Here is a 23873-nt window from a genome sequence, read left to right on the forward strand (position 1 = left end):
GTTTCTTCCCGTGGCAGCAGCGGCTTGATTCGTTCCCATTGTTTTTTTGTTAATTCATATCGTTTCATGCCCTTAGCTTCGCATAACTTGGTTTGTTGTGCAACTTTTATTTTTCAAACAAGCCCTAGTTGCGGCGATAAAATTGGATGGTGAGCTCGGCCAGCTCCCGGGGGGTAAACGCCGCCCGGGGCACGTCGTTGGAGCGGCGATTCACGCAGTATTGGCAGTCGTAGGCACATACATTGGTCATCAGGACTTTGAGGAGGGTGACGCACCGGCCGTCGGCGGAAAAGGAGTGGCAGCAGCCGGCCGGCGTGGTAGAACCCAACTGTCCCGGCCGCCCGGCCCGGTCCAGCCCGCTGGAGGTGCAGGCTGCGTCGTACTTGGCCGCATCGGCCAGAATGGTCAGCTTATCCAGCAGTTCCAACGGGGGGGCCTCCCTTCAAATTCGAACTGGTGTACGATTATTATATATCGAACATACGTGCTGGTCAAGGGACAGTTTTTGGGAAAAACCATGCAACGAACAGGAAAAAGTGGGGGCGTCCGGCAATGAGCTGGACGCCCCCACAGCTTGTCGAAAAGTCCTGGCAGCGTTCGCGCCCGTGCCCAAGCCTGCCGGGCAGGCGCGGAAATGCCCTTGGGGTACAGGCGCGGATCCGGTCCGATCCACTTTCCCGGGCGGCACAAGGTGAATTGCCCCGCTGGGGTACAGGCGCGGATCCGGTCCGATCCGCTTTCCCGGGCGGCACAAGGTGAATTGCCCCGCAGGGGCAGGAGAGGGTCCCCCGGGGGATGCGCGTCGGGCGTGGGGCGTGGGCCGGGGCGGGCCGGGCGAGTTTGGGGCATGAGGGCCAACCGGCCCGAAATGCCCCGTGTTTGAAGCCCGGAACGCCCCGGCGCATGCCCCATGCCATCCCCGCCAGGCCGACACTGCCAGGGGGCCGACGAGGGGGCCGAGCGCCCGCCGACAGGCCGAGCCGCCGAATCGGCGGCGAAGCCCCGGACCGGGCTTGTCCGGGCCGGGGGTGGCGCGGGCGGCCAAGGGCGATGGCAGCCACGACCACCAGCAGGCGAGCGGGGGAGGGCACCGCTGAACGTACGCCCGGCCCCCTGGTTATCACCATGTGGAGACAGGAGGGCGGACCATCATGGCCCGTCCTTCCCCCAGGGATTCCAGTCCGGGGCATAGTAGTCCGCCAGGTACTCCACAATGGCCTGCTCCATGTCCTCTTTGGTGGCCCCCCAGCCGTTGAGGTCCATTCCGTGGGCCAGGGCATGGCAGTCCGCGCAGAGGCATATGAGGTTTTGCATGCCGTCCGTCCCACCCTGGGACCGCTTTATGCAGTGGTGGACCTGAAGGTATTTGGTGCTGTCGCAGATGGCGCAGCGGTACCCCTCCCGCTTGTAGACGGACTTCCTCGTGGCGTTGCTGATTCCGGCGCTTATCATGTCGCGCCCTCCTTTCTGCCTGTTCGGCACTTCCATTGCTCCACCCGAAGTCAAGCGGTCCCCCGCCGCTTGACCGGGTGGTACAATGGGAAGCCGAGCGGGCAGGCGCTCCAGGCTTCCGCTGAACGTACGCCCGGCCCCCTGGTTATCACCATTTGGAGACAGGAGGGCGGACCATCATGGCCCGTCTTTGAAGCGGGCTATCCGCGCTTGTCCGCTTCCCCGCCTGCGGCCTGCTCCAGCGCCTTGCAGACCCAGGCATAGAGGCTTATCCCCTGCGCCATGGCCGCTTCCCGGCAGCGGGCAGCCGCTTCCCTGGGCACCCTGGCCCCCACCAGGGTACGGCGGGCGGCATCGGTACGCCGGTCTGAGGCCCGCTTTCGGACGGCTTCGCCTCTTGCTGCAGCAATGGCTGTGATGCGCGAAAGCATGGCCGGGTCCTCCTGCGCGGCCTGCATGGCCCGCCTCAGCGCCTCCCGCTCGTGGGCGCTCATGGCCTTCACTCCGTCCTCAAACCGAGCCAGCTTCCCTCTTTTGTGCCCCATTTTTGTCCTCCTTTTTCGGTACGTCACAGCAGTTAAAATTTGGCAATCCATTGGGCCGCAACGGATTGCACGTTTCATAGAACGCCCGTTCTATTTCCGGACTTCCCGCTCTTCCCTACGCCGTAAGGCGTATGCCACTCCTTGTGGCAAGATGAATTGCCCTGCAGGGGCAGGAGAGGGTCCCCCGGGGGAGGTGCGTCGGAGAAAACGCTTCCCGGCCCGTAAGCGTGGGAGCTTCCCGCCATAGGCGGACGGCGAGTGCGCGCAGCAGGCCGCAGCTCCTTCAGACAAGCGGCAAAAGGATGCAGGACGGACCGGGTTCGACTTCCTGCGAAAAGTCACCCGGTCCGTCCTGTGAAGGGGCCTTTTCAAGGACATGCGCATTGAAAAGGCCGGATTCTGATTTTAGCCCGTCATCTTCGGATGACGAACTCTGCGCGGCGTTGTTTGCCCGGAAAAGCGGCTCTGCCGCCTTTCCGGGCGCCCCTGAGGGCTGCTGTCACATGGTCAGCACACGGTGGAGGATGGTGGCCATCTCGGCGCGGGTCAGGTAGCTGGTGGGATTCAGCATACCGTTGCTGCCCTTGATGATGCCTGCCTGGACCAGCGCGGACACGGCGCCCTGGGCGTAACTGGCCACGGAAGCGCGGTCGGAGAAGCCGCTCAGCGCCAGGGCGGTACCGTTGTTCATGATGCCGCCGGTGGCCTGGACGGTACGCTGGATGAGCAGCATGGCGTCCTGGCGGGTCAGGGGGGCGGTGGGCCGGAAGTTGCCGTCCCCGGTACCGGTGGCGATGCCCATCGACTTGGCTGCGGCGATGGCCTGGGCGTAATAACTGTTGGCGGGCACGTCCGGGAAGCTGGAGGTGCCGGCACTCTTCAGGCCGAAGGCGCGGTAGAGCATGAGCACAAAGTCGCCCCGGGTGATGTAGTTGGCGGGCGAATACTGCGTGGCGCTGGTACCGGTGACCACGCCGCCGGTGTACAGGAAGTCGACGGACGCGGCGGCCCAGCTGTAGTTCGTGCCCACATCGGTGAAGACGGCGGAAGAAGAGGCGGGAGAGACCACGATCTGAACGGCGCCGGAGTAAGTGGCGTTGTTCAGGTCGGTGCCGGTATAATTCAGGGTCACGGTGCCGGTGAAGCCGGCCTTGGGCACGAAGACCAGATCGCCGATGGAGGGGGAGCCGGAAGCGTTGTAGGCGGTGGTGGCGCTGGCCGGGCTGCCCGGAGTGGCGGGCGTCTTATAGCCGTTGTACAGGGTGCCGTAGGAGCTGTCCGGCAGAACGAACTTCACGAAGGAGAGCGCTGCGCTGCCCCGGGCGTTGCAGGCGGAGATGAAGTCCGTCAGGCGCAGGGACACCGGGGAGCTGTTGGAGGTATACCGGATGACAGCGGCCTCCTTGGGCGCGGAGTAGGTGATGATCACGTTGCCGGCGGCCTTTGTGCCGCTGGTGGAGACCGCCTCAAAGGGAATGGTCACGCTGCCGCTGTAGCCGTTGGCGGGGACGAAGGTAATGCAGTCCAGATAAGGCTTGGAGGTGCGGTAATACTTGGCGCTGCCGGAGACCTTGGTGTTGGAGTTGCTGCCGGCGGAATAGTCGTAGTAAAGCACGCCGCGGCTGGAGGAGGGCAGGTCGAAGGTGACGTAGCTCAGGTTGGAGCCGGTCTCATCCTTACAGAAGTCGTTGAAGTCGGTCACCACAAAGCGGACGTTCTCGCCCACGGAGGCGGTGTAGGATACGTCGCCCGCGTTTTTGCCCACGTAGATCTTCAGGGTCCCGGTAAACTTGGTGCTGTTGGAGCTGTAGCCGGTAAAGGAAATGGAGACGGTGCCGGTGTAGTTGTTGGCGGGGACGAAGGTGACATAGTCCGCGTAAGGCTTGGAGGTGCGGTAATACTTGGTGTTGGAGGTGACCTTGGTGTTGGAGCTGCTGCCCGCGGAATAGTCGTAATAGAGCACGCCGCGGCTGGAGGAGGGCAGGTCGAAGGTCACATAATTAAAGGTGTAGCCCGTTACCGCCTTGCAGTAGTCGATGAAATCGTCCTCGTCCAAGCGGACGGCGGTGTTGGCGGCAGTGGAATAGGTGATGGTCTTGGCCTCGGCGCCCACCTTGACGACCAGCGTGCCGGAGAAAGACTTGTTATTGGTGCTCACGCCGGCGAAGGGGATCTCCAGGGTGCCGGTGTATCCGCTGGCGGGGACAAAGGTCACGTCGGACAGATAGGGCGTGGAGCTGCGGTAGAACTCGTCGTTGGAGTCCACCACGTATCCATACCGGCTGCTGGAAGTGTAATTATAGTACAGGCGCCCGTATTTGGTGGCGGGAGGCGTGAACCAGATGGATTCGAAGTTGTAGCCGGTCACATCCTTGCAGTAATCGTTGAAGGAGGCGTTGTCCAGCTGTACGGCTTCATCCACCGCGGTGGTGTAGGTCACGTCGCCGCTGCCGGAGCCGGCGCCCACGGAGACCACCACGGTCCCGTTGAAGGCGGTGCCCTGGGAGTTATAGCCGGTGTACTCGATGGTGACGGAACCGGTATAACTGCTCTTGGGGACGAAGGAGACGTAAGAAAGATAGGGAGAGGTGGCGGTGCGGTAATACTTCTTGCTGGCGCTTACCGTGCCGCCGTTGTTGCTGCTGTTGGTATAATTATAGTACAGGGTACCCCGGGTGCTGGAGGGCAGGGAGAAATAGACGTAATTCAGGCTGTAGCCGGTCAGACTGTAGCACACGTCGTTAAAGTCGCTGGCGTCGAATTCCACGGGGGTGTTCTCGTCGGTGGAGTATTTGACCGCCGTGGCCGTGCCGGCGCCGGAGACGGTGACGGTACAGGCCGCAGTATAGGTGTGGCCGTTAATGGTCACCTGGGCGGTGATGGTGGCGGAACCGGTGGCTCTGGGATAGAGGGTGCAGGAAGAGCCGGTATAGGTGCCGGTGTTGGTGGTGCTGCCCACCCGGATGACGTTGGAGTTGCCGGAGCTCCAGCGTACGCTGCTGGCGCTGGAGGAGGGGACCGTGGTGGCGCGCAGAGAAGTAGTGCTGCCCATTGCCACGCTTACAGAGCTCTTGCTCAGGGTCAGCGGACTGATCACGGTGATGGTGGCATAGCCGGACTTGGAGCCGTCTGCGGTGGAGGTGGCGGTAATGCGCACGGTGGAGCCGACCGCGGCGTTGGCGTTGACCGTGACCTTGCCGGAGGAATCGACGGTGGCGACCGAAGCGTTGCCGCTGCTCCAGGTCACGGCCTGACTGACCGCAGCGGGGGCCACAGAGGCGGAAAGCGCAGTCGTACCGCCGGGGACGAGCGAGTAGGTGGCCGGAGTGACCGTCACGCCGGTAGCCGTACCGGTGACGGTGATGGTGCAGCTGGCCGTTTTGGTCGCATCGCCTGCTGCCGTGGCGGTGACCTTGATGGTGGAGCCTGCCGCGGCAGAGGAGTCCACCTTCACCAGCCCGGTGGAGGCGTTGACCGTGGCGGGACCGGAGGTCACGGCCCAGGTCACGGTTTGGTTTGCGCTGGAAGGAGAGACCGTGGCGGTAAGCTGCTGTGTGCCGCCCGGGGCGACGGAAGCGGAGGCCGGGGAGATCGAGACGCTGGAAACAGCGGCGGCAGAGACCGTGATGGTACAGGAATCCGTATAGCCGCCGTCTTCTGTGGTAGCGGTGATGATCGCCGTATCGCCGGCGGCCGCGCCGGAAGAGACGGTAACAGCCCCGGTACTGGAATTGACAGTGATGGTACTGGAATTACTGCTCCAGGTCACCCCTTGAATCGTAGCGTCCGAGGGTGCAAGAATCGCCGCAAGCGTAGCGGTTCCGCCGGCGGACAGGCTCATGGAGCCGGGGGCGACGGTAACGCCGTTAACGGGTGTGCAGGTATAGGTGTAGCAGGATTCAGTATGCGTGTGGTAGCAGTCAGCGGTATGTGAGTGACCTTCCGTACCGTCTGTCTCCTCTTTACCACAAGTGAGTTCATTGTCTTGGTAGCATTCCGCTGTGTGATGGTGCGCTTCGACAGGAGCTTGTTCTTCTTTTCCACAGACCAGAATCTGGCCTTCGCCCAGGAAGCTGCTATATTCACAGCTCAGCTCTTTCGGGCATTGGCTCGTGTGCTGATGGGGACTGCTCGCCAGCGCGGCGGGCATCAGGCCCGCGACCAGGGACAGAGACAGAACCAGAGACAGGACGCGGGGCCAAAGCTTATTTGTCTGGGATTTCATGGTGGTACTCCTTCCATATCCTTTTGTTGCTATTGTATCGCAACCGGGCAAAAAGGTCTATAGATTTAAGACGATCGTAAGAAATAAAAAGTTTCCGTTTGGAAGCAATTACGCAAAATAAAATCCGGCGCGGGCCTGCCCGGAAAACGGCAGGCCCGCGCATCCGCTGGTCGAACGACTGAGACTCGCACAAGCGGGCGCACGCTTCCTGCACAAGGGGAAGCCCTCGGCAGGGGTTCGCCGCCGCAACGGCGCAATCAACGCTGAGACCGCATTCTCCGGCGGCATGCGCTTCGGAGAATGCGCTGCTGCGCCTGAACGCGCACGGGCTGTCCGCCAGCGGCGGACAGCCCGTGCGCGCAGCAGGCCCCAGCCATCTCAGAAAAGCGGCTCAGCCGCTTTTCTGACCGCTGCGCTGCTTAATCGTGGTATTGGAACGCGATCTCCCTGGCGTGGGTGCAGGCGTTCAGATCGCCCATGCTCTGTTCGAACCAGCGCTTGTGGGAAGCGAGAGCCTCCACCTCCAGCCGGTCGATCTCATCCCGCATGGACAGATTGTGCTCGGATTTGTATTTGCGCATGGCGTCCAGCGCGGCCTTGAACTCCTCGCCGAAGCGGAGGATATCCTCGTCGGCCCGGTCGCCCTTCTCCCACTGGAGCAGGTGGATGGACGGCGCGCCCACAAACTCCTTCAGGCCCTTCTGGTAGATATATTCGGTGATGTGGGGCACATAGATGGCATAGAGCTTGAGGATGTTCAGCAGGGCGTAGAACACCGCGTACTGCCCGCTGCGGCGTTCGGCCTCGCCATGGATCTCGGGCTCGTACAGGCGGGACTTGACGATCTCGATATAGTCGTCGCACAAATCGTTCCAGAACAGCTCGTCGATCAGGTGGCGGGCCAGGCCGATCTCGTAGGAGTCCAGCAGCTCGGTGGCCTTCCGGGCGGTCTCCTGCACCCGCTCCACCATCCAGCGGTCGATGGGCAGCAGCTCCGGCCGGACGCCGGGATCAAAGTCGTGCAGGTGGGACAGGCAGAACTTGGAGGCGTTCCACAGCTTGGTCATAAAGCGCTTGGAGGAGTCCACCATGTCGTTCTGATCGAAGAAGGTGTCGGTGCCCAGCCGGGCGCTGGCCGCCCAATAGCGGATCATGTCGGCCGGATGGGTCTCCAGCAGGGACTTGGGCGTGAGCTTGGCGTTGCCCTTGGACTTGCTGATCTTTTCACCCGGCTTGGCCAGAACGAAGCCGCAGATCATCACGTCCTTCCAGGGGATGGTGTGGCGGTGGTAATAGCTTTTGACGATGGTATAGAAGGCCCAGGTGCGGATGATCTCATGGGCCTGGGTACGCATGGTCATGGGCACGAAGGGCTCCTCGTAGCCTGCGCCCCGGGCGGTGTTCTCGTTGATGGCGGGGGTCAGGGAGGAGGTGGCCCAGGTGTCCAGCACGGCGGACTCGGGCACAAACTCGCTGCAGCCGCATTCACAGGCGCCGTGATAGGGGGTCTCCAGAGGGTTGACGGGCAGCTGAGACTCGTCGGCAAAGTGGGGCTTGCCGCACTTTGCGCAGTACCACACCGGGAAGGGAACGCCGAAATACCGCTGGCGGGAGATGCACCAGTCCCACTTCAGGTTCTCCACCCACATGCGGTAGCGGTTTTTCATGGAGGCGGGATACCAGTTGATCGCGTCGCCGGCCTTCAGAAGCTCTTCCTTAATATTGAGCACGTCGATATACCACTGCTGGGAGGGAATGATCTCCACCTCGGTGCCGCAGCGCTCGTGGATGGACACCGTGTGGGTCAGCTTCTCCGACTTGAGCAGCAGGCCCTTCTCGTCCAGCAGGCGGATGATCTCCTTCCGGGCGGCCCGGACGGAGAGGCCCGCGATATAGGGCACGTCCGCGGCGATGCGGCCGTCGGGCAGGATGACCTGACGGTAGGGCAGCTGATAGTCGTTGTACCAGTCCAGGTCGGTGGAGTCGCCGAAGGTGGCGCACATGACCACGCCGGTGCCCTTTTCGATGCTCACCCGCTCATCGGAGAGGATGGGCACCTCGTACTCATACAGGGGCACCGTGATCTGCTTGCCGATATAGGCCTTGTAGCGCTCGTCCTCGGGGTTGACGAAGACGCACACCACACCGTAGAGCAGCTCGGGCCGGGTGGTGGCCACCTCCAGGGTCTTGCCCTCTACCACGAAGGGGATATAGTTGAATGTGGAGTCGATGTCCTTGGCGTCCAGCTCCGCCTGAGCGATGGAGGTCTGGCACTCGGAGCACCAGAGGACCGGGGACTTCCTGAGGTAGGCGTGGCCCGCCTTGGCCAGCTCGATAAAAGAGCGCTGGGAGATCTTCTGCGCCTGGGCCCCCACGGTGGAGTACTGCAGGTCCCAGTCGCAGGAAAAGCCCATGGCCTTCCACAGGGCCTTGAACTCCGCCTCGTATTTTCCAGTGATCTCGATGCACTGGCGGCCGAACTCGCTGCGGGGCACGTTCATGGCCTTTACGCCGGTCTCCTTTTCCACCAGCCGTTCCGAGGGCAGGCCGTTGTCGTCAAAGCCGAAGGGGTAAAACACGTTGTAGCCGTTCATCCGGCGGTAGCGGGCGATCATCTCCGCCTGCGTATAGCTGAAGATGTGGCCGATGTGCAGGCTGCCGTTGACGGTGGGAGGGGGCGTGTCGATGGAGTAAATGGGCCGGGACTGGTCCGGCACGTACTTGTAGACCTGCTGCAGCTCCCACAGCTGCTGCATCTGGGGCTCGATCTCCAGCCCGTTATATCGTTTTTCAAATTCTTCCATAGTGACCTCCCAATCAAAATAAACGCCCTAAACTGCTGCCAGTTTAGGGCGAAATCAACTCCGCGGTACCACCTAAATTCGCGTGCCGGGACGGCGCGCGCGCTCTTGGGGGCGATAACGGGCCCCTCCCGATGGAGTCTACTGCAGTTCCTTCCATGGCTCCCGGGCGACTTGGGCGGCCCGCCTGCGAAAGCTCACACCCAACGCTTTCTCTCTGGGGCAGGAAAGACCGCTTACTACTCCCGATCCGTGCCGTTTTCCTATGATTTTCCGAATCGAACGGAGAAATGCTATCACATTTCAAATTGCTTGTCAAGAGCAGAACGCTCCCCCGCCGCGGCAGGCGGCGGGGGAGCGCAGACGGTCGAGCACGCAAAGCCCATGCAGGAAGGAGGGGGACGCTTCCATGGGAAAAGCCTCCGGCGGGGGCCGGCCCCAGACGGCCAAGAACATACGCCTGGGACGTTTGACTGCTTCAGGAAGCGGGGATTCAGCTCAGATAGGCCAGGGGATTGACCGAGGTGCCGTTGATCTTGACCTCAAAGTGGCAGTGGTTGCCGGTGGAGCGCCCGGTGGAGCCCACCCGGGCGATGGTCTGGCCCTGGTAGACGTGGTCGCCCGCCGAGACCAGTACGCTGGAGCAGTGGCCGTAATAGGTCACCTTGCCGTTGCCGTGGTTGATGATGACCAGGTTGCCGTAGCTCCAGTTGCTGCCGGTGGCCCGGCCCGCGAAGGTCACGGTGCCGCCGTCGGCGGCGGCGATGCCGGTACCGTAGGAAGCGGCGATGTCGATGCCGCCATGATAGCTGTAGGAGCCGAAAATGGACCGGTAGCCAAAATAGGAGGTGATGCGCCCGTAGACCGGCCAGATAAAGTAGCCGTTGGGGTACCAGGAGGGCCGCACCTTGGTGCCCACCGCGATGACCTTGGTGGTGGCCTCCTGCAGCACCTGGGTGCTGATGATATCCCGCTCCTGCTCGCGGCCGTTGACATAGGTGATGTTGGCGCTGACCAGCGCTTGGCCGGGAACGCCGGGGTCGATCACACGGGATTCACCCTGGTACATGGAGTCGTCCTCCACCTGCTCCACGGGGCACTCCACGGCCTCGGTATAGGTGACGGAATCCACCGTCTGCACCGACAGGTAGGGGATCTCCTCCCGGACGTTGAGCAGCTGGCCGATATAGATCCGGTTGATGTCGATCTCGGGATTGAGCTGCTGCATCTCGCTGACGGTCATGCCGTTGTCCAGCGCGATCTGCATAAAAGTGTCTCCGCTCTGAACCTCATAGGTGGTCTGGCCGTTGGTGTTTTGGGTCAGCCGGGCCAGCATCGCGTCCAGATCCTGATTCACGTCGGAGGGGGTGTATTCATGAGAGACGACCACATTGGAGGTGAAATCGGCGGAGACGGTGTTTTCGGTCCGGTAGGGCGCCTTGATGGCGTCCAGCAGGGCGTCCAGGCTCTCCCGGTCGGCGGCTGCGCCGATAAACGTGCCGTCCACCTTGAGCACATAGCTCTTCATCACCGCGCCGATCTGGTCGAAGAGATAGGTCTCAAATTCGCCGGTGTCGGAAAGCTTCCCGCGCTCGGACAGGGCAAAGGTATAGCTCACCGTGCTGGGGATCTCATAATCATAGCCCAGAATGGTGGCGGCCCGGGCCTCCACCCGGTCCATCACATCCTCGAAGACCTGGGGATCGGACACGGTGCCCAGGGGCACCCCGTCCACCGACACTACGTAGCTGGGCGTGTAAACGGTGGCCACCACAGTGGCCACGCCCACCACGGCGGCCACCGCCAGAAAATTCAGCGGTGTGAAGAGCCGTTTTCCCCCTGCCGTGGCCTCGTCCAGCTTGTGCTGGAACCGCCGGGCGCTCAGCCGCACGCGGGCCATGCCGTCCATCCAGGCGGCACGGTAACGCTCCAGCCGTTTTGCCAGGGGCAGGCCTGCCTGCTGTGCGTCCTCGTCCCGGGGCGCATGCAGAATATCGTCCATATGGGAATCCCTCCCGTTCGAGTGGTTTACATCAAGATCGATCCGGCACAAAAGCGCCGAATCGTAACAAGTTGAATAAAAAGATTACAAAAAGGTTACAGAGTTTATGATACACGTTTTTCCCGGCACAGTCAAGCCCTTTCTGCCCTGGGGGAGGCGCGGCGGCCCGCGCCGGGCGGCAACACGACATCTTGTGGAGCCGGGGCGCGGAAGGGAAGCCGTACCCCCACACCCGCCCCGCGAGCCGGAAACGGCCGGAGGGGCGGTATAAAAATTTCGTCCTTTTGCTGAGGGCGCGCTCCGGGGACAATGCGCGGCGGCATTAGAGCAGCCCCTCCCAAACGGCCCCGGTCAGGGGCGAGAGAACGATCATGACCAGGCTGAAGGTCATGGAGGAGACCGAGATGAGGGTGGCCCGCCGCTGGGAGGGGATCATGGCATTGAGCCGGGCGTCGGTAAGCATCTGGAACGCATCGTCGCAGGCGCTGGCCAGAAAACCTCCGGCGGCCAGCAGGGGCAGGCGGCCGGTGAGCGACAGAGCGGCTCCGGCGGCGACCCCGGCCAGACAGAGGAGCCCCGTCAGCCGGTAGGGCAGCCGTTCCAGCAGCAGGGCGGCGCGGGAGCCGGCCACGCCGCCCAAAGCCACTAGGAGCAGCAGAGGACCCAGCAGCGCGTTCCCCGCCCCGGCGGAAGTCAGGCCGTCCTGGAGAAAGAAGCCCAGCAGGGTGGCCAGAGCGCCCACCAGAGCATTGAAGAGCATGACCGCGGCGGCAGCGGGGTTGGCGCGCAAAAAATCCGCCGCGTCCCGTGCGCAGTCCCGAAAGCCCCGGGGCAGTTCGCTTAGGCGAGGCCGCCGCTCCGGAGCGCCCACGGCGGGCTCCGTCAGGCCCAGCGCCGTCAGCACGGCCAGCACGTCCACCAGGATGTCCAAGCCGTAGGCCAGCCGGTAGCCCAGCGCGGCGGTCAGCCCAGCCCCCAACAGGGCTGCGGCCCCGGCACCCCGCCAGAAAATGTTCTGCCAGGCGCTTACCCGGAGGTAGCGCTCCGCCTGGCCGCATTGGAGAAGCGAGTCGTAGGTGATGGCCTCACGTGTGCCGGAGGCCAGGTTGTAGCCTAGGGCGCACAGGCCCATGGCCAGACACACGCCCAGTCCGGTCCGGGCCGTGATCATGGCCAGGGCGGACAGCGCGCCCATCGCCCGGCTGGCCGCCAGGGTCCATTTCCGGCCCAGCAGGTCGGCCAGCATACCCGAGGGCAGCTCACAGCAGAGGCTGACCAAATGGAACACGCCCTCCGCCAGGCCGATCTGAGTCAAGGTAAAGCCGCGCAGGGTGAGCAGCAGCACCCAGGCCGTCCCGGCCAGGTGGAGGTTGCTCAGCCCGTCCAGCAGCAAAAGCCGCCGGATCTGTTTGTTCAGGTTCATAATCGCATCGTTCCTTTCTGATCGCTCCATCCCTGCAGGCGCCGGCCCGAGCCGCACAACGCGTTTGGCCGCGCGGGGCGCGTCTGGCTTTACATCAGGGAAGGAACGTTGAAATAAGCATCAAAAAGGAAAAGACGCCTTTTTTGCGCAGAAAAAGGCCGCGGCAGAACTGCCGCGGCTATAAAACATCCGATGGTTTTACCGCCGTGGGTCCCGCAAAAAGGGCGCACTTCCCCCAGGACGGCCTAAAAAATTTCCAAAAGTTTCCATAACTATGCCGAACGCCCAGCCCATGGTACGCCCTCCTCTCGAAAAAAGATAACGATAGGATACCATAAATTTATCGTAATTGCAAGCGCGCCGCAGGACGCGGCGGGGCCCTGCTCTGCGGAGGCGGGAGGAAGATGGGGCTGCCTCTATTCCTCGTCCAGCTTGAGCACGGCCATGAACGCCTCAGTCGGGATCTGTACGGTCCCAAGAGAGCGCATCTTTTTTTTGCCCTCTTTTTGCTTTTCCAGCAGCTTTTTCTTGCGGGTGATGTCGCCGCCGTAGCACTTGGCCAGCACGTCCTTGCGCATGGCCTTGACGGTTTCCCGGGCGATGACCTTTCCGCCGATGGCGGCCTGCACCGGCACCTCGAAGAGCTGGCGGGGAATGTTCTCCCGGAGCTTTTCGCACAGCCTTCTCGCCCGGGGGTAGGCCTTGTCCCTGTGCGCGATGAAGGAAAGCGCGTCCACCTGGTCGCCGTTGAGGAGCAGGTCCACCTTCACCAGCTCGGAGGCCTGGTACCGGTCCAGTTCATAGTCCAGGGAGGCGTAGCCCTTGGTGCGGGCCTTGAGGGTGTCGAAGAAATCGTAGATGATCTCGCCCAGGGGCATGGAGTAATGCAGCTCTACCAGGTTGGTGTCCAAATACTGCATATCCTTATATTCGCCCCGCCGCTCCTGGCACATGGGCATGATGTTGCCCACGTAGTCCGGCGGGGTGACGATGGACACCTTGGCGTAGGGCTCCTCGGCCAGCTCGATGACCGCCGGGTCGGGATAGTTGTGGGGATTGTCCACCATGACCACCGAGCCGTCGGTCTTGGTGATGCGGTAGATGACCGAAGGCAGGGTGGTGATGAGGTCCAGGTCGAATTCCCGCTCCAGGCGCTCCTGAATGATCTCCATGTGGAGCATGCCCAGAAAACCGCAGCGGAAGCCGAAGCCCAGGGCGGCGGAGGACTCCGGTTCAAAGGACAGGGAAGCGTCGTTGAGCTGGAGCTTCTCCAGCGCGTCCCGCAGGTCGGGATACTTGCTCCCGTCCTCGGTATAGATGCCGCAGTACACCATGGCCCGGGCGGGGCGGTACCCGGGCAGCGCCCCGGCGGCCGGGCGCTCCGCACCGGTGACGGTGTCGCCCACCTGGGTATCCTTCACATTTTTGATCGAGGCCGTGAAATAGCCCACCTCGCCCGCGATGAGCTCGTCGCAGCGCTCCATGCCCAGAGGGAGCAGATGGCCGCACTCCAGCACCTCGTAGGTGGCGCCCGAAGCCATCATCCGCACCTTCATACCCGTCCGGATAGCGCCCTCCATGACCCGGAAGTACACGATCACGCCCCGGTAGGCGTCGTATTGACTGTCGAAGATCAGCGCCTGCAGGGGCGCGTTCACGTCCCCCTTGGGGGGCGGGACGTTTTTGACGATATCCTCCAGCACCGCATCGATATTGATGCCTACCTTGGCGGAGATCTCGGGCGCGTCCTGAGCCGGAATGCCGATGATATTCTCGATCTCGTCCTTCACCCGCTTGGGGTCGGCGGCGGGCAGGTCGATCTTGTTGAGCACCGGCAGGATCTCCAGATCGTGCTCCAGGGCCAGAAAGGTGTTGGCCAGAGTCTGGGCTTCGATGCCCTGGGCGGCGTCCACGATCAGCACTGCGCCCTCGCAGGCGGCCAGGCTGCGGCTGACCTCATAGTTGAAGTCCACGTGGCCCGGGGTATCGATCAGGTTGAGCTCATAGGTCTGGCCGTCCTCCGCCTTATAGTTCAGACGCACGGCCCGGGCCTTGATGGTGATGCCGCGCTCCCGCTCCAGGTCCATGTTGTCCAGCAGCTGGCTGGCCATCTCGCGGGCTTCCACCGCGTTGCATTTTTCGATCAGCCGGTCGGAAAGCGTGGACTTTCCGTGGTCAATATGCGCGATAATGGAAAAGTTGCGGATTTTGGATTGGTCGGTCAATCAAAACACCTCCGTAGGAAGGTCCGCGCTGGGGCCCCGCACAGCGGGGCGGCGCACAGCGCCGGAATCAAAATCAGAAACGGGATCTGAGCAAAGCCGTGAGGCTTTGCCGCGGGGAGCGGCAGCGCAGCGGGCAGCCCCCCGGCTTCCGCCGGGGACGGGGGACACAGGGCCGGCCCCGGCGCGGCCGGTGTGGGCGGTCCGGCAGGAGTAAAACCGTTGGCATCGGCCGGCCGTGCGGCCGCGCGGCTCAGCGGTCGTTCCGGCGGGCTTCCACCCGGCGGTTGATGCGGGCGCCGGTGGTGTGGATGATCTGCAGAAGGGATTGATACAGGCCGGGGTAGCTTTCGGTAAGCGCATCGTTGTTCATGGGCGGGAAGGTGCCCTTTTCTTTGGCGTGGGTGGCCAGAGCGTCCACATAATCGGCCTCGGCACAGATCATGTCGGCCCGGGGCACGCCCACGACGAAATGGCGGGCGGGGACGGAGAAAAAGTCCTCGTTCTGCGTGCCGTTGGCCCGGAACAGATGCCGGAACATGGTATAAACGGCGGTGCCCAGGTAATCGGCGGCGGCGGAGATGGCCTGCTTGCTGCCGGTTTTGCCCAGCAGGTCGAAGAGCACGCCCACCGAGTTGACCAGCAGCTTTTTGTTCAGCGTAGCCATGATGCTGCCGTGGAGCACATTGTCCTTTTCCGCGGAGTAATCGTACAGCTCGTCGGCGGAGACGATGGTGGTGCCGTCCCGGGACAGGGTACGCCCCAGAAGAAAGTCCGCCGACACATGATAGTAATTGCAGGCCTTGACCACGAAAGCCAGACCGGGTTCGCGCACGCCGTTCTCATAATGGGAGAGCAGCGCCTGGCTGATCCCCAGGTCCTTGGCGGCCGCACGCTGGGAGACGCCCCGTTCCTGGCGCAGCAGGGACAGGCAGCGGGAGAAATCAGAAGCCATAATACACCTCAACCAAAAAACAGTGAGTATAGTATAAAAGCGGGAATACCAAAAGTAAAGTGGATTTTTTCACAATCTTGTACCCTTTTGGGATTGAGCTTGGCGGAAGAATGGGTGTATAATAAAAAGAAAGCCGGAAAGACCGGCAATTTGACCGATTTTAATTCAAACGGAGGTAATTCCCATGTCCATGCATATGTTCCAGCAGCTCATTGATACCTTGAAGAAAGACCCCAGGAAAATCGTTTTTACCGAGGGTACCGATCCCCGCATCCTGGAGGCCAGTGCCCGCCTGCTGGCCGGCAACTTCCTTACCCCCATCCTGGTGGGCAGCGAGCAGGAGGTCCACGCCGCCGCCGAGGAGTCCGGCTTCAACATCCGCGGCGCCCAGATCATTGACCCTGAGACCTACGAGGGCATGGACGAGATGGTACAGACCATGGTGGAGCTGCGCCGCGGCAAGATGACCGCCGACGAGTGCCGCGCCGCCCTGAAGAAGGGCAACTACTTCGGCACCATGCTGGTAAAGATGGGCGTGGCCGACTGCCTGCTGGGCGGCGCTACTTATTCCACTGCCGATACCGTGCGCCCGGCGCTGCAGCTGATCAAGACCAAGCCTGAAAACAAGATCGTTTCCTCCTGCTTCATCATGGTCCGCGAGCGGGTGGGCGACAACGAGGTGCTGGCCATGGGCGACTGCGCCATCAACATCGACCCCAGCGAGGATGAGCTGGTGGAGATCGCCCTGGAGACCGCCAAGTGCGCCAAGATTTTCGGGATCGACCCCAAGGTGGCCTTCCTGAGCTATTCCACCAAGGGCTCCGGCAAGGGCGAGGATGTGGACAAGATGCGCAATGCCTGCGCCAAGGCCAAGGCTGCCGCGCCCGATCTGGCCATTGATGGCGAGATGCAGTTTGACGCCGCCGTTTCTCCTACCGTGGGCCAGCTCAAGTTCCCCGGCTCTCCCGTGGCGGGCTACGCCAACACCTTCGTCTTCCCCAACATCAACGCCGGCAACATCGGCTATAAGATCGCCCAGCGCCTGGGCGGCTTCGACGCCTACGGCCCCATCCTGTTGGGCCTGAACGCTCCCATCAACGACCTCTCCCGCGGCTGCAACGCCCAGGAGGTCTACTCCATGGCCATCATCACCGCGGCCTTGAAGTAAGCGATTTGTCTCAATGGAAAGGGTCCCGCGCAGCAGCTGCCGCGCGGGACCCTGGATTTATTTTTGCGGGAACTACAAAAGCAGGTAAAAGACGCCGCCGGACAAGGCCCGGCGGCGCGCCGTTTGATGGAACTGTTAATAATTAAATCCGCCGAAGGGCCAGTTGTAATAGCCGTTGCCCTGCTGCTGAGACTGGATGGACTGGCTGTACTGCTGGTAGAGCTCATCCATGGCGTCCGAGCGGGCTTGATTGTCCTCATCCAGTGTGACCTGGACGGTCTGGGAAGCGCCGTCCCGATATACGGTGAAGGTGACGGTATCCCCGGCCTTATAGTTCTTCACCGCGGACTTGAGCTGCGTGGTTCCGCTCACGGCGGAGTCGTCCACGGCAGTGATGATGTCCCCCACCTGGAGACCGGCCTTCTGGGCGCAGGAACCGTCCAGGATGGCGGTAATCTCCGCGCCGGCGGGAATACCATAGCGCTGGGCGGAGGAATCCACGTCGTTCATGAGGATGCCCACATTGGGCTTGCCGGTGACATAGCCGTTCTCAATGATGCTGGTGACCATGTCCTTCACATCGTTAATGGGGATGGCAAAGCCAATGCCCTCGATGGAGGCCTCGGAGGAGGAGGCGCTGCTGGAATACTTGGCGGATACGATGCCCACCGCCTGGCCGTACCGATCAAACAAAGGGCCGCCGGAGTTGCCGGAGTTGATGGCGGTGTCCGTCTGGAGCATATTCATAATGGTGCCGTCGCTCATGGTGATGGTGCGGTCCTTGGCGGAGACCAGCCCCCCGGTGAGGGTAAAGGTCAACTCCCCCAGAGGATTGCCGATGGCATAGACGCTCTCGCCCACGGCCAGGGCGTCGGAGTCGCCCAACGTCACGGCGTGCAGGCCGGCGGCCTCGATCTTCAGCACCGCGATATCATTTTCTTCCTCGCCGCCCACCACTACGGCGTCGTAGCTGGAGCCGTCGGCGAAGGTGACCTTGATGTCGCTGACACCGTCGATGACGTGGTAATTGGTCAGGATGTAGCCGTCGGAGCTGATGACGAACCCGGAACCGGATACGGCGTTGCGTACCGTCTGGCCCCAGACGTTGGTGGTCACGTCGCCGTTGACGCCTACCACGCAGTCCAGATTGGCCGCGTAGATCTGCTCGGCGGTGAGGACGGTCTTGCCGTCCACGTTTGCCAGGGAGACGGCGGCCGTAGGACGGCTGCCTTCGTAGACGGTGGTGGAGGAGCCGAAGAAGCCGGAACTCTTCAAAGCCATCGCGCCCGCGCCGCCGGCCAGACCGCCCGCGATGGCGCACACAAGACCCACGGCCACAAATTTGGCGGCAAAGCCCTTCTTTTTCTTGGGCGGCTCGGGATCGCTGACCTGATAGTGGATGGTCTCTATGGGCTCCCGCTCCTCAGGGGGTCTGTTATAATCGCTGTAATACATAACTGGTCTCTCCTTTGACGGGTTCGGTTTTCTTTGGAACAAGTCCTAGGATAAACGGAAAATGTGTATAAAACATGAAGATTTTTTGCACGTTTTTTAAATTCAAAATACGCCATACGCCCCGGAGGAGCACAAGCTCCTCCGGGGCGTATTTTTGAAGGGATCAGATCCGCAGCGCCCTGGTGACGGTGACGGCCCGGGCACCGGGGCCGATGTGGCAGGCTACGCTGAGGGAAAGCGGGTCCATGTGGATGGGATAGCCGGGAAAGGCCTCCTCCAGTTCGGACAGCCACTCCTGGGCGCTCTCCGCCTCGCCGGTGAAGGCCGCGGCGAGGTGCAGGTCTTCGGGACCCCGGCAGTCCGGGAAATCCCGGGCGATGGTCTGAAGGATCGCGTCGATCATGGCCTTTTTGGCGGCCTTCCAGCCGCGGGTCTTGGAAAAGGCGTCCAGCTTTTCCCCCTTGATGCGCAGCACCGGCTTGAGGTTGAGCACCGTGCCGACGGCGGCGGCGGCGGGGGTGAGGCGGCCGCCCTTCTTCAGGTACTTCAGGGTATCCACCGTGATATAGATATCGGAATCGAACCGGGTCTGCTCCAGAAGCGTCCGGATTTCCTCCGCGCTCCGGCCCGCCGCGGCCAGGGCCTTGGCGTCCAGCACAGACTGGCGCAGGGTGACGGAGATGCGCTGGTTGTTGACCACCTCTACCCGCCCGTCGTAATCCTGGGCCAGCATGATGGCAGTCTCGCAGGAGCTGCTCAGACCGCTGGACATGGGAATATGCACCACGGCCTCGTGGTCCTGCAGGAGCCTGTCCCACAGCTCGGTCACATCCCCCGGGGCGGGCTGGGTGGTCTTTACGTCGGCGTCCGCGGCCAGATGCCGGTAAAACTGCTCCTGGCTCAGGGTGATATCCTCTAAAAACAGCTCGTCGTTGATATAAAAGGGCATGGGCAGTACGAAGACCCCAAGCTCCCTGCTTTGGGCCTGGGTGATGCCGCTGTTGCTGTCGGTCACGATCGCAATGTTTCCCATAGTAAACCTCTCTCACAAAATGCGTTCTCACAGCATACAAGCATTATATCGGATTGTCGGAAAAAGTCAAGGAGGGCGCCTTGGCCGGAACGGGCGCCGGTGGAAGGGACAGGCTCATATCTGTTTCCTCCCATGCATACTCTGGAGTATCACGACCGATAAGGATGATGAAACATGAAGCACAAGCAGAACATTCACTGGAGCCGTCTTCTGCGCCGGGCGCTGGCGCTTTTCCTGGCCACCCTGGCGGCCTGGCTGCTGCTGGTGTGCGCCGGGGCGGGGGCGGCCGCAAATGCCTTCAAGAGCTTGGGGGAGAGTTCCGCCTTTGTCTCGGCCGCCCTGGCGGCCGAACTGGGGGAGGTGGCCCGGGCGGACAGCCCCCGGGGCGCGCTGGACGGCTGGGGGCGGCTGGTGGTGGACCAGTCCCCGCTGCTGCGGGGCGCGGAGGGCGCGGTAGAGCGGTATCTGGGCGCGGAAGCGCCGGGAAATTCCGCCACGCCGGTGGAGGAGCTTCCCGCCGGACAGCCCGCCCGGGACCACGACGACATTGCCGAGCAGCCCGAGGCCGTGGCTGCGCCGGAGGACATCGTGGCCCGCACCCTGGTGCCCACCAGCACCCAGGGCTATGAATTTGCCGATGGGGTCTACCTCTATAACCGCACCAAGCTGACGGTGGACCTGGCGGCGGCGGTGGCGGAGCCGGTGGAGATCGCCCTGACGGGAGAGGGACCCCAGATCCTCATCGTACATACCCATGGCACGGAGGCCTACACGCAGGACGGGACCGATCTCTATCAGCCCTCGGACAACAATACCCGCACGCTGGACGAGGCGTATAACGTGGTGCGGGTCGGGGATGAGATCGAGCGGGTGTTCACGGAAATGGGCCTGAGCGTGGTCCACGACCGCACCCTGTACGACTACCCGCAGTACAACGGCGCATACGACCGTTCTGCGCAGGGCGTCAGCGCCTACTTGGAGCAATATCCCTCCATTCAGATCGTGCTGGACGTGCACCGGGACGCCCTGGTGGGGGAAGACGGCACGGTGTATAAGGCCCTCACCGAGATCGACGGGGTAAAATCCGCGCAGGTCATGCTGGTGCTGGGGTCCAGCGAGGGGGGCGAGCACCCGGACTGGACGGCCAACCTGGCACTGGCCGCCAAGGTCCAGCAGAGCATGAACAACCTCTATCCCACCCTGGCCCGGCCGATGGCCCTGCGGGCCGCCCGCTATAACCAGCAGCTCTCCACAGGGTCCCTGCTGGTGGAAGTGGGCTGTCACGGCAATACCCTCCAGGAGGCCCTTGCCGGAGCACGGCTCTTTGCCCGGGCCGCGGGACAGGTGCTTTTGGGACTAAAAAAGTAAACGGCGCCCGCCCGGAAGCAGAGCTTCCGGGCGGGCGCCGTTCAGCGCAGATGCTTTTTGACCTGGATTCCCAGCCTGCGGATGCGGGCATAGAGGGTATTGCGGCTCATATTCAGCGCCTGGGCGGTACGGGAAATGTTCAGACCATTTTCCAGCAGGGCCTGCTCAATCAGCTGTTTCTCAAAATGATCCATCCGGTCCTCGATCGGGGAACGCTCCACTGCGGGCGCATCTGGGATGCCCAGGGCGTGGCGTACGGCATCCTCGGTAATGCGCTTTCGCTCCAGTAGGTCCATTTTAGCCGCAAAATTGCGCAGCTGCCGCACATTTCCGGGCCAGTCATAGGCCTGCATCAGATGCATGGCCTCCGGCGTGAAAGAGATATCCAGCGCATCCTTGGCGATAAAGTAGTCGATAAGCACCGGAATATCCTCCCGCCGCTCCCTTAGGGGCGGTATGTTGATCTCGGCGATGCTCAAACGGTAGTACAAATCCTCACGGAATTCACCGTCCCGCATTTTCTGCTCCAGGTTGCTGTTGGTACAGGCGACGATGCGGGCCCGCAAGGGGATCAGGGTATTGCCGCCGACCCGCTCGAACTCCTTCTCCTCAATAGCACGCAGCAACTTGCTCTGGAGGGCGGGGTCCAGGCTGCCGATTTCGTCCAGCAGCAGCGTCCCAGTGCCCGCGATTTCAAATTTGCCCAGCTTGGTGGAGTAAGCGCCGGAAAAGGCGCCTTTTTCATAGCCGAACAGCTCAGACTCCAAAAGCGTGGAGGGAATGGCGGTACAGTTGATCTTGACAAAAGGGGCCTTGCCGTCCAGATGGCTGGCGGTGTGAATGCCGCTGGAGACGATTTCCTTGCCGCAGCCGGTCTCGCCCCGGATCAGTACGGGATAGTCATGGACCGCTACCTTTTGGGCAAACCGCAGCATCTCCTGAACGGCTGGACTGATCCCAATAAAGTCGGACAGGGTATAGTGCGCCTCTGCACGGGAGAGCTGATCGTAGAGCGCCTTGGATTTGGTGTCGAAATCAAAGCTGTTGTCCCGCATCAGCCGTTTGAGTTTTTCGATGCCGCGGAAAATGATTACGCCAAACGCGCCGATGATGTTGTCCTCCTGATCGAAAAGCGGGATCATGTGCGTAATGCAGGACATGCCGTTGATGATGTGCATCTTTCCCAGAACGGCTTCTCCAGTGGCCAAGAGCTGGGGGTAGGGGGAGGCGGAGTCCAGCTCGGTAATATGCCTGCCGATGCTCTCTTCGTTGGGACGGTTCCAAATAAGGGGAGAGCTGTCCGAGCAGTGCAGGATATAGCCATCCTTGTCCATGATGCAGGATTCGTCAAAGGCAAGATCCATGATGCCCTGGAGAAGAGGACCCGGGCTGTAGAGCTCGTCTCGGGTGATCCGTATTTTTTCCATAGCAGGCTCCCTTTGCACAAAGTGTGTAATAATTTGAGCACATGTTCAAAACAATTGTACTGCAAAAGAAAAGAAAAAGCAAGCGCCGGGAAGGAAACAGCCTTGAACGGAAAAGAAAACCTGCCCCAAAACAAGCAAAACGACCAAAAATGGATGAACCGTTTTGACATGAAAGGAAAAAATTTAAATAATTTGCTGCAGAATGACGTTTTGGCGCGGCAATTGCTAAAAAGAAAAGCAGCCGGCAATTTTTGCGAAAGAGAGAGGAGTGATCCCTTGGACGAGCTTTCTTATCTGTCAGCAGCACGTATGTCAGAAGCGATCCGAAAGAAAGAGCTCTCACCGGTGGAGGTAATGGAGCATACCATCCGTCGTATTGAGCAGCGGAACCCCAGCCTGAATGCCTTTGTGTATACCAAGTTTGATTATGCCATGGATCAGGCCAAGCGGCTCCAGGAGCAGCTTGGCGCCGGGAAGGTTTCGGGCGGGGAGTTCTGTGGAGTCCCCACGGCGCTTAAGGACTTTTTGCCTGGGAAGCCGGGCTGGCCCGGCTCTTCGGGCGGCGTCCGTGCTTTGGCAGGGGCGCCTGACGCGGCCTGGTCCAATTACGCCAGAAGCATGGAGGCGCAGGGGGCCATCCTGGTGGGCAAGACCAATTCTCCATCCTTTGCCTTCCGGGGCACCTGCGACAATTTCCTGTACGGGCCTACCAGTACGCCCTTTGACCTTAGCCGCAATTCCGGGGGCTCCTCCGGAGGTAGCGCTGCTGCGGTAGCTGATGGACTGGTGCCGGTGGCCGAGGGTACCGACGGCGGCGGCTCCATCCGCATCCCGGCGGCGTGGTGCTGCTGCTACGGCTATAAGGCCTCCGTTGGAACGATCCCATCGGTAAATCGGCCCAATGCCTACGCGGAGAGCCACCCGTACTGTTTTGCCGGGGCCATTACCCGTACGGTGGAGGACAGCGCTATGATCCTCAACCATATGGCTTACTTTGATCCCAGAGACCCCTTCAGCATCGAGTACCCGAAACGGGACTTCCGGGACGCCCTCAAGCGCAATATAAAAGGAATGCGTATCGCATATACCCTGGATTTCGGCGTATATGCGGTAGAGCCTGAGATCGCCGCCACAGCGGCTAGGGCGGCCCAGCGCTTTGCGGAAGCGGGATGTTCGGTGGAGCAGGTGGACTTCCGCCTCAAGCGCAGTCACAATGAACTGGCCGAATGTTGGGACGATATGATCTGTATCAACACGGTGGACGTGGTGGAGAGCATCAAACGTGCCGGAGTGGACCTGATGGGGGAGCACGCCGGGGACCTGCCGGAAGAGATGCGGCGGTGCATCGAAAAAGCCTATCGGGGCAATTACCTGGACTATGCCCGTAACGACGCGATTCGCACCGAGGTCTACGACGCGCTCCAGGACGTGTTCGACCAATATGATTTGATCCTCTCGCCCACCCTGGCCTGCGACCCAGTGCCCAACGCCAAGGACGGCAATACCATGGGGCCGGAGTACATCAACGGAGAAAAGGCTGAACGGCTGATTGGTTTCTGCCTGACTTATTTCTGTAACTTCACCGGACATCCGGCGGCTTCGGTCCCTGCGGGCCTGTCCCCGGCGGGACTGCCTGTGGGCCTGCAGATCATCGGCAGACGGTTTCATGATGCGGATGTGCTGGCGGCAAGCGCCGCTTTTGAGCAGATCCAACCCTGGTATCACCTTTACGAGCGCGCGGACAAGCGGCCCCTGCTGCGGCCGTAAGCGCTTCAAGTGCAAAGGAGAGAAGTGAAA

At 61.8% G+C, this 23873-nt stretch carries 14 protein-coding genes, 1 pseudogene and 1 other annotated feature; of the genes and pseudogenes, 3 read left to right on the forward strand and 12 right to left on the reverse strand.

The annotated features are described in order from the left end of the window. Positions 1-127: 127 nt before the first annotated feature. The 9 genes and pseudogenes from NE547_RS13325 to NE547_RS13375 form a co-directional block, all read right to left on the reverse strand. A pseudogene (locus tag NE547_RS13325) lies at positions 128-427 on the reverse strand (biotin synthase); the annotation flags it as partial. A gap of 722 nt (positions 428-1149) precedes the next feature. Then, entirely contained in the window at positions 1150-1452 is a 303-nt protein-coding gene (locus NE547_RS13330) for an HNH endonuclease (RefSeq protein WP_256176161.1), read from the reverse strand. Positions 1453-1652: 200 nt separating this feature from the next. After that, positions 1653-1997, reverse strand: a complete 345-nt coding sequence (locus NE547_RS13335; protein WP_256176162.1) for a hypothetical protein — start codon at positions 1995-1997, stop codon at positions 1653-1655. A gap of 499 nt (positions 1998-2496) precedes the next feature. Further along, complete coding sequence (locus NE547_RS18435) at positions 2497-6222, reverse strand: S-layer homology domain-containing protein (RefSeq protein ID WP_305148524.1); 3726 nt, start codon at positions 6220-6222, stop codon at positions 2497-2499. 419 nt (positions 6223-6641) lie between these two features. Continuing rightward, a complete protein-coding gene (locus tag NE547_RS13355; protein WP_256176163.1) occupies positions 6642-9026 on the reverse strand; it encodes a valine--tRNA ligase in 2385 nt (794 codons plus the stop codon). Between the two features lie 41 nt (positions 9027-9067). Then, positions 9068-9285: a binding site (T-box leader), on the reverse strand. A 231-nt stretch (positions 9286-9516) separates the two neighbouring features. Further along, positions 9517-11025, reverse strand: coding sequence for a M23 family metallopeptidase (locus NE547_RS13360; protein WP_256176164.1), 1509 nt, complete (start codon positions 11023-11025; stop codon positions 9517-9519). A 322-nt stretch (positions 11026-11347) separates the two neighbouring features. Beyond that, entirely contained in the window at positions 11348-12448 is a 1101-nt protein-coding gene (locus NE547_RS13365) for an MFS transporter (protein ID WP_186906805.1), read from the reverse strand. Between the two features lie 416 nt (positions 12449-12864). Next, positions 12865-14673, reverse strand: coding sequence for a translation elongation factor 4 (gene lepA / locus NE547_RS13370; protein WP_186907461.1), 1809 nt, complete (start codon positions 14671-14673; stop codon positions 12865-12867). 250 nt (positions 14674-14923) lie between these two features. Further along, positions 14924-15625 carry a helix-turn-helix domain-containing protein gene (locus tag NE547_RS13375; RefSeq protein ID WP_186907462.1) on the reverse strand — a complete coding sequence of 234 codons (702 nt, stop codon included), beginning with the start codon at positions 15623-15625 and terminating at the stop codon, positions 14924-14926. A gap of 184 nt (positions 15626-15809) precedes the next feature. On the opposite strand from NE547_RS13375, the gene pta reads away from it, so the two are divergent. Next, on the forward strand, positions 15810-16793 hold the full coding sequence (pta, locus tag NE547_RS13380; protein WP_352408858.1) for a phosphate acetyltransferase: 984 nt from the start codon (positions 15810-15812) through the stop codon (positions 16791-16793). 135 nt (positions 16794-16928) lie between these two features. Here pta and NE547_RS13385 read toward each other — a convergent pair whose 3' ends face one another. After that, the gene (locus tag NE547_RS13385) at positions 16929-18248 is read right to left on the reverse strand and encodes a S1C family serine protease (protein ID WP_186907463.1); all 1320 of its coding nucleotides are present in this window, start codon (positions 18246-18248) and stop codon (positions 16929-16931) included. A 163-nt stretch (positions 18249-18411) separates the two neighbouring features. Beyond that, positions 18412-19281 carry a DegV family protein gene (locus tag NE547_RS13390; RefSeq protein ID WP_186907464.1) on the reverse strand — a complete coding sequence of 290 codons (870 nt, stop codon included), beginning with the start codon at positions 19279-19281 and terminating at the stop codon, positions 18412-18414. A gap of 174 nt (positions 19282-19455) precedes the next feature. On the opposite strand from NE547_RS13390, the gene spoIIP reads away from it, so the two are divergent. Next, positions 19456-20649, forward strand: a complete 1194-nt coding sequence (gene spoIIP / locus NE547_RS13395; RefSeq protein WP_256176165.1) for a stage II sporulation protein P — start codon at positions 19456-19458, stop codon at positions 20647-20649. A 41-nt stretch (positions 20650-20690) separates the two neighbouring features. Here spoIIP and NE547_RS13400 read toward each other — a convergent pair whose 3' ends face one another. Then, positions 20691-22076 carry a sigma-54-dependent Fis family transcriptional regulator gene (locus NE547_RS13400; protein ID WP_256176166.1) on the reverse strand — a complete coding sequence of 462 codons (1386 nt, stop codon included), beginning with the start codon at positions 22074-22076 and terminating at the stop codon, positions 20691-20693. A gap of 276 nt (positions 22077-22352) precedes the next feature. Between NE547_RS13400 and NE547_RS13405 the strand changes: the two genes are divergently transcribed. Continuing rightward, positions 22353-23843, forward strand: a complete 1491-nt coding sequence (locus tag NE547_RS13405) for an amidase (protein WP_256176167.1) — start codon at positions 22353-22355, stop codon at positions 23841-23843. The last annotated feature ends 30 nt before the right edge of the window (positions 23844-23873 follow it).

The organism is Flavonifractor sp. DFI.6.63, from assembly GCF_024462255.1.
GTDB lineage: Bacteria > Bacillota > Clostridia > Oscillospirales > Oscillospiraceae > Lawsonibacter_A > Lawsonibacter_A hominis.

What these genes read in the sequence shown, in the direction of transcription:
- NE547_RS13330 (WP_256176161.1), bottom strand. Translation starts at nt 1,452, where the DNA reads ATGATAAGCGCCGGAATCAGCAACGCCACGAGGAAGTCCGTCTACAAG.
- NE547_RS13335 (WP_256176162.1), bottom strand. Translation starts at nt 1,997, where the DNA reads ATGGGGCACAAAAGAGGGAAGCTGGCTCGGTTTGAGGACGGAGTGAAG.
- NE547_RS18435 (WP_305148524.1), bottom strand. Translation starts at nt 6,222, where the DNA reads ATGAAATCCCAGACAAATAAGCTTTGGCCCCGCGTCCTGTCTCTGGTT.
- NE547_RS13355 (WP_256176163.1), bottom strand. Translation starts at nt 9,026, where the DNA reads ATGGAAGAATTTGAAAAACGATATAACGGGCTGGAGATCGAGCCCCAG.
- NE547_RS13360 (WP_256176164.1), bottom strand. Translation starts at nt 11,025, where the DNA reads ATGGACGATATTCTGCATGCGCCCCGGGACGAGGACGCACAGCAGGCA.
- NE547_RS13365 (WP_186906805.1), bottom strand. Translation starts at nt 12,448, where the DNA reads ATGAACCTGAACAAACAGATCCGGCGGCTTTTGCTGCTGGACGGGCTG.
- NE547_RS13375 (WP_186907462.1), bottom strand. Translation starts at nt 15,625, where the DNA reads ATGGCTTCTGATTTCTCCCGCTGCCTGTCCCTGCTGCGCCAGGAACGG.
- pta (WP_352408858.1), top strand. Translation starts at nt 15,810, where the DNA reads ATGTCCATGCATATGTTCCAGCAGCTCATTGATACCTTGAAGAAAGAC.
- NE547_RS13385 (WP_186907463.1), bottom strand. Translation starts at nt 18,248, where the DNA reads ATGTATTACAGCGATTATAACAGACCCCCTGAGGAGCGGGAGCCCATA.
- NE547_RS13390 (WP_186907464.1), bottom strand. Translation starts at nt 19,281, where the DNA reads ATGGGAAACATTGCGATCGTGACCGACAGCAACAGCGGCATCACCCAG.
- spoIIP (WP_256176165.1), top strand. Translation starts at nt 19,456, where the DNA reads ATGAAGCACAAGCAGAACATTCACTGGAGCCGTCTTCTGCGCCGGGCG.
- NE547_RS13400 (WP_256176166.1), bottom strand. Translation starts at nt 22,076, where the DNA reads ATGGAAAAAATACGGATCACCCGAGACGAGCTCTACAGCCCGGGTCCT.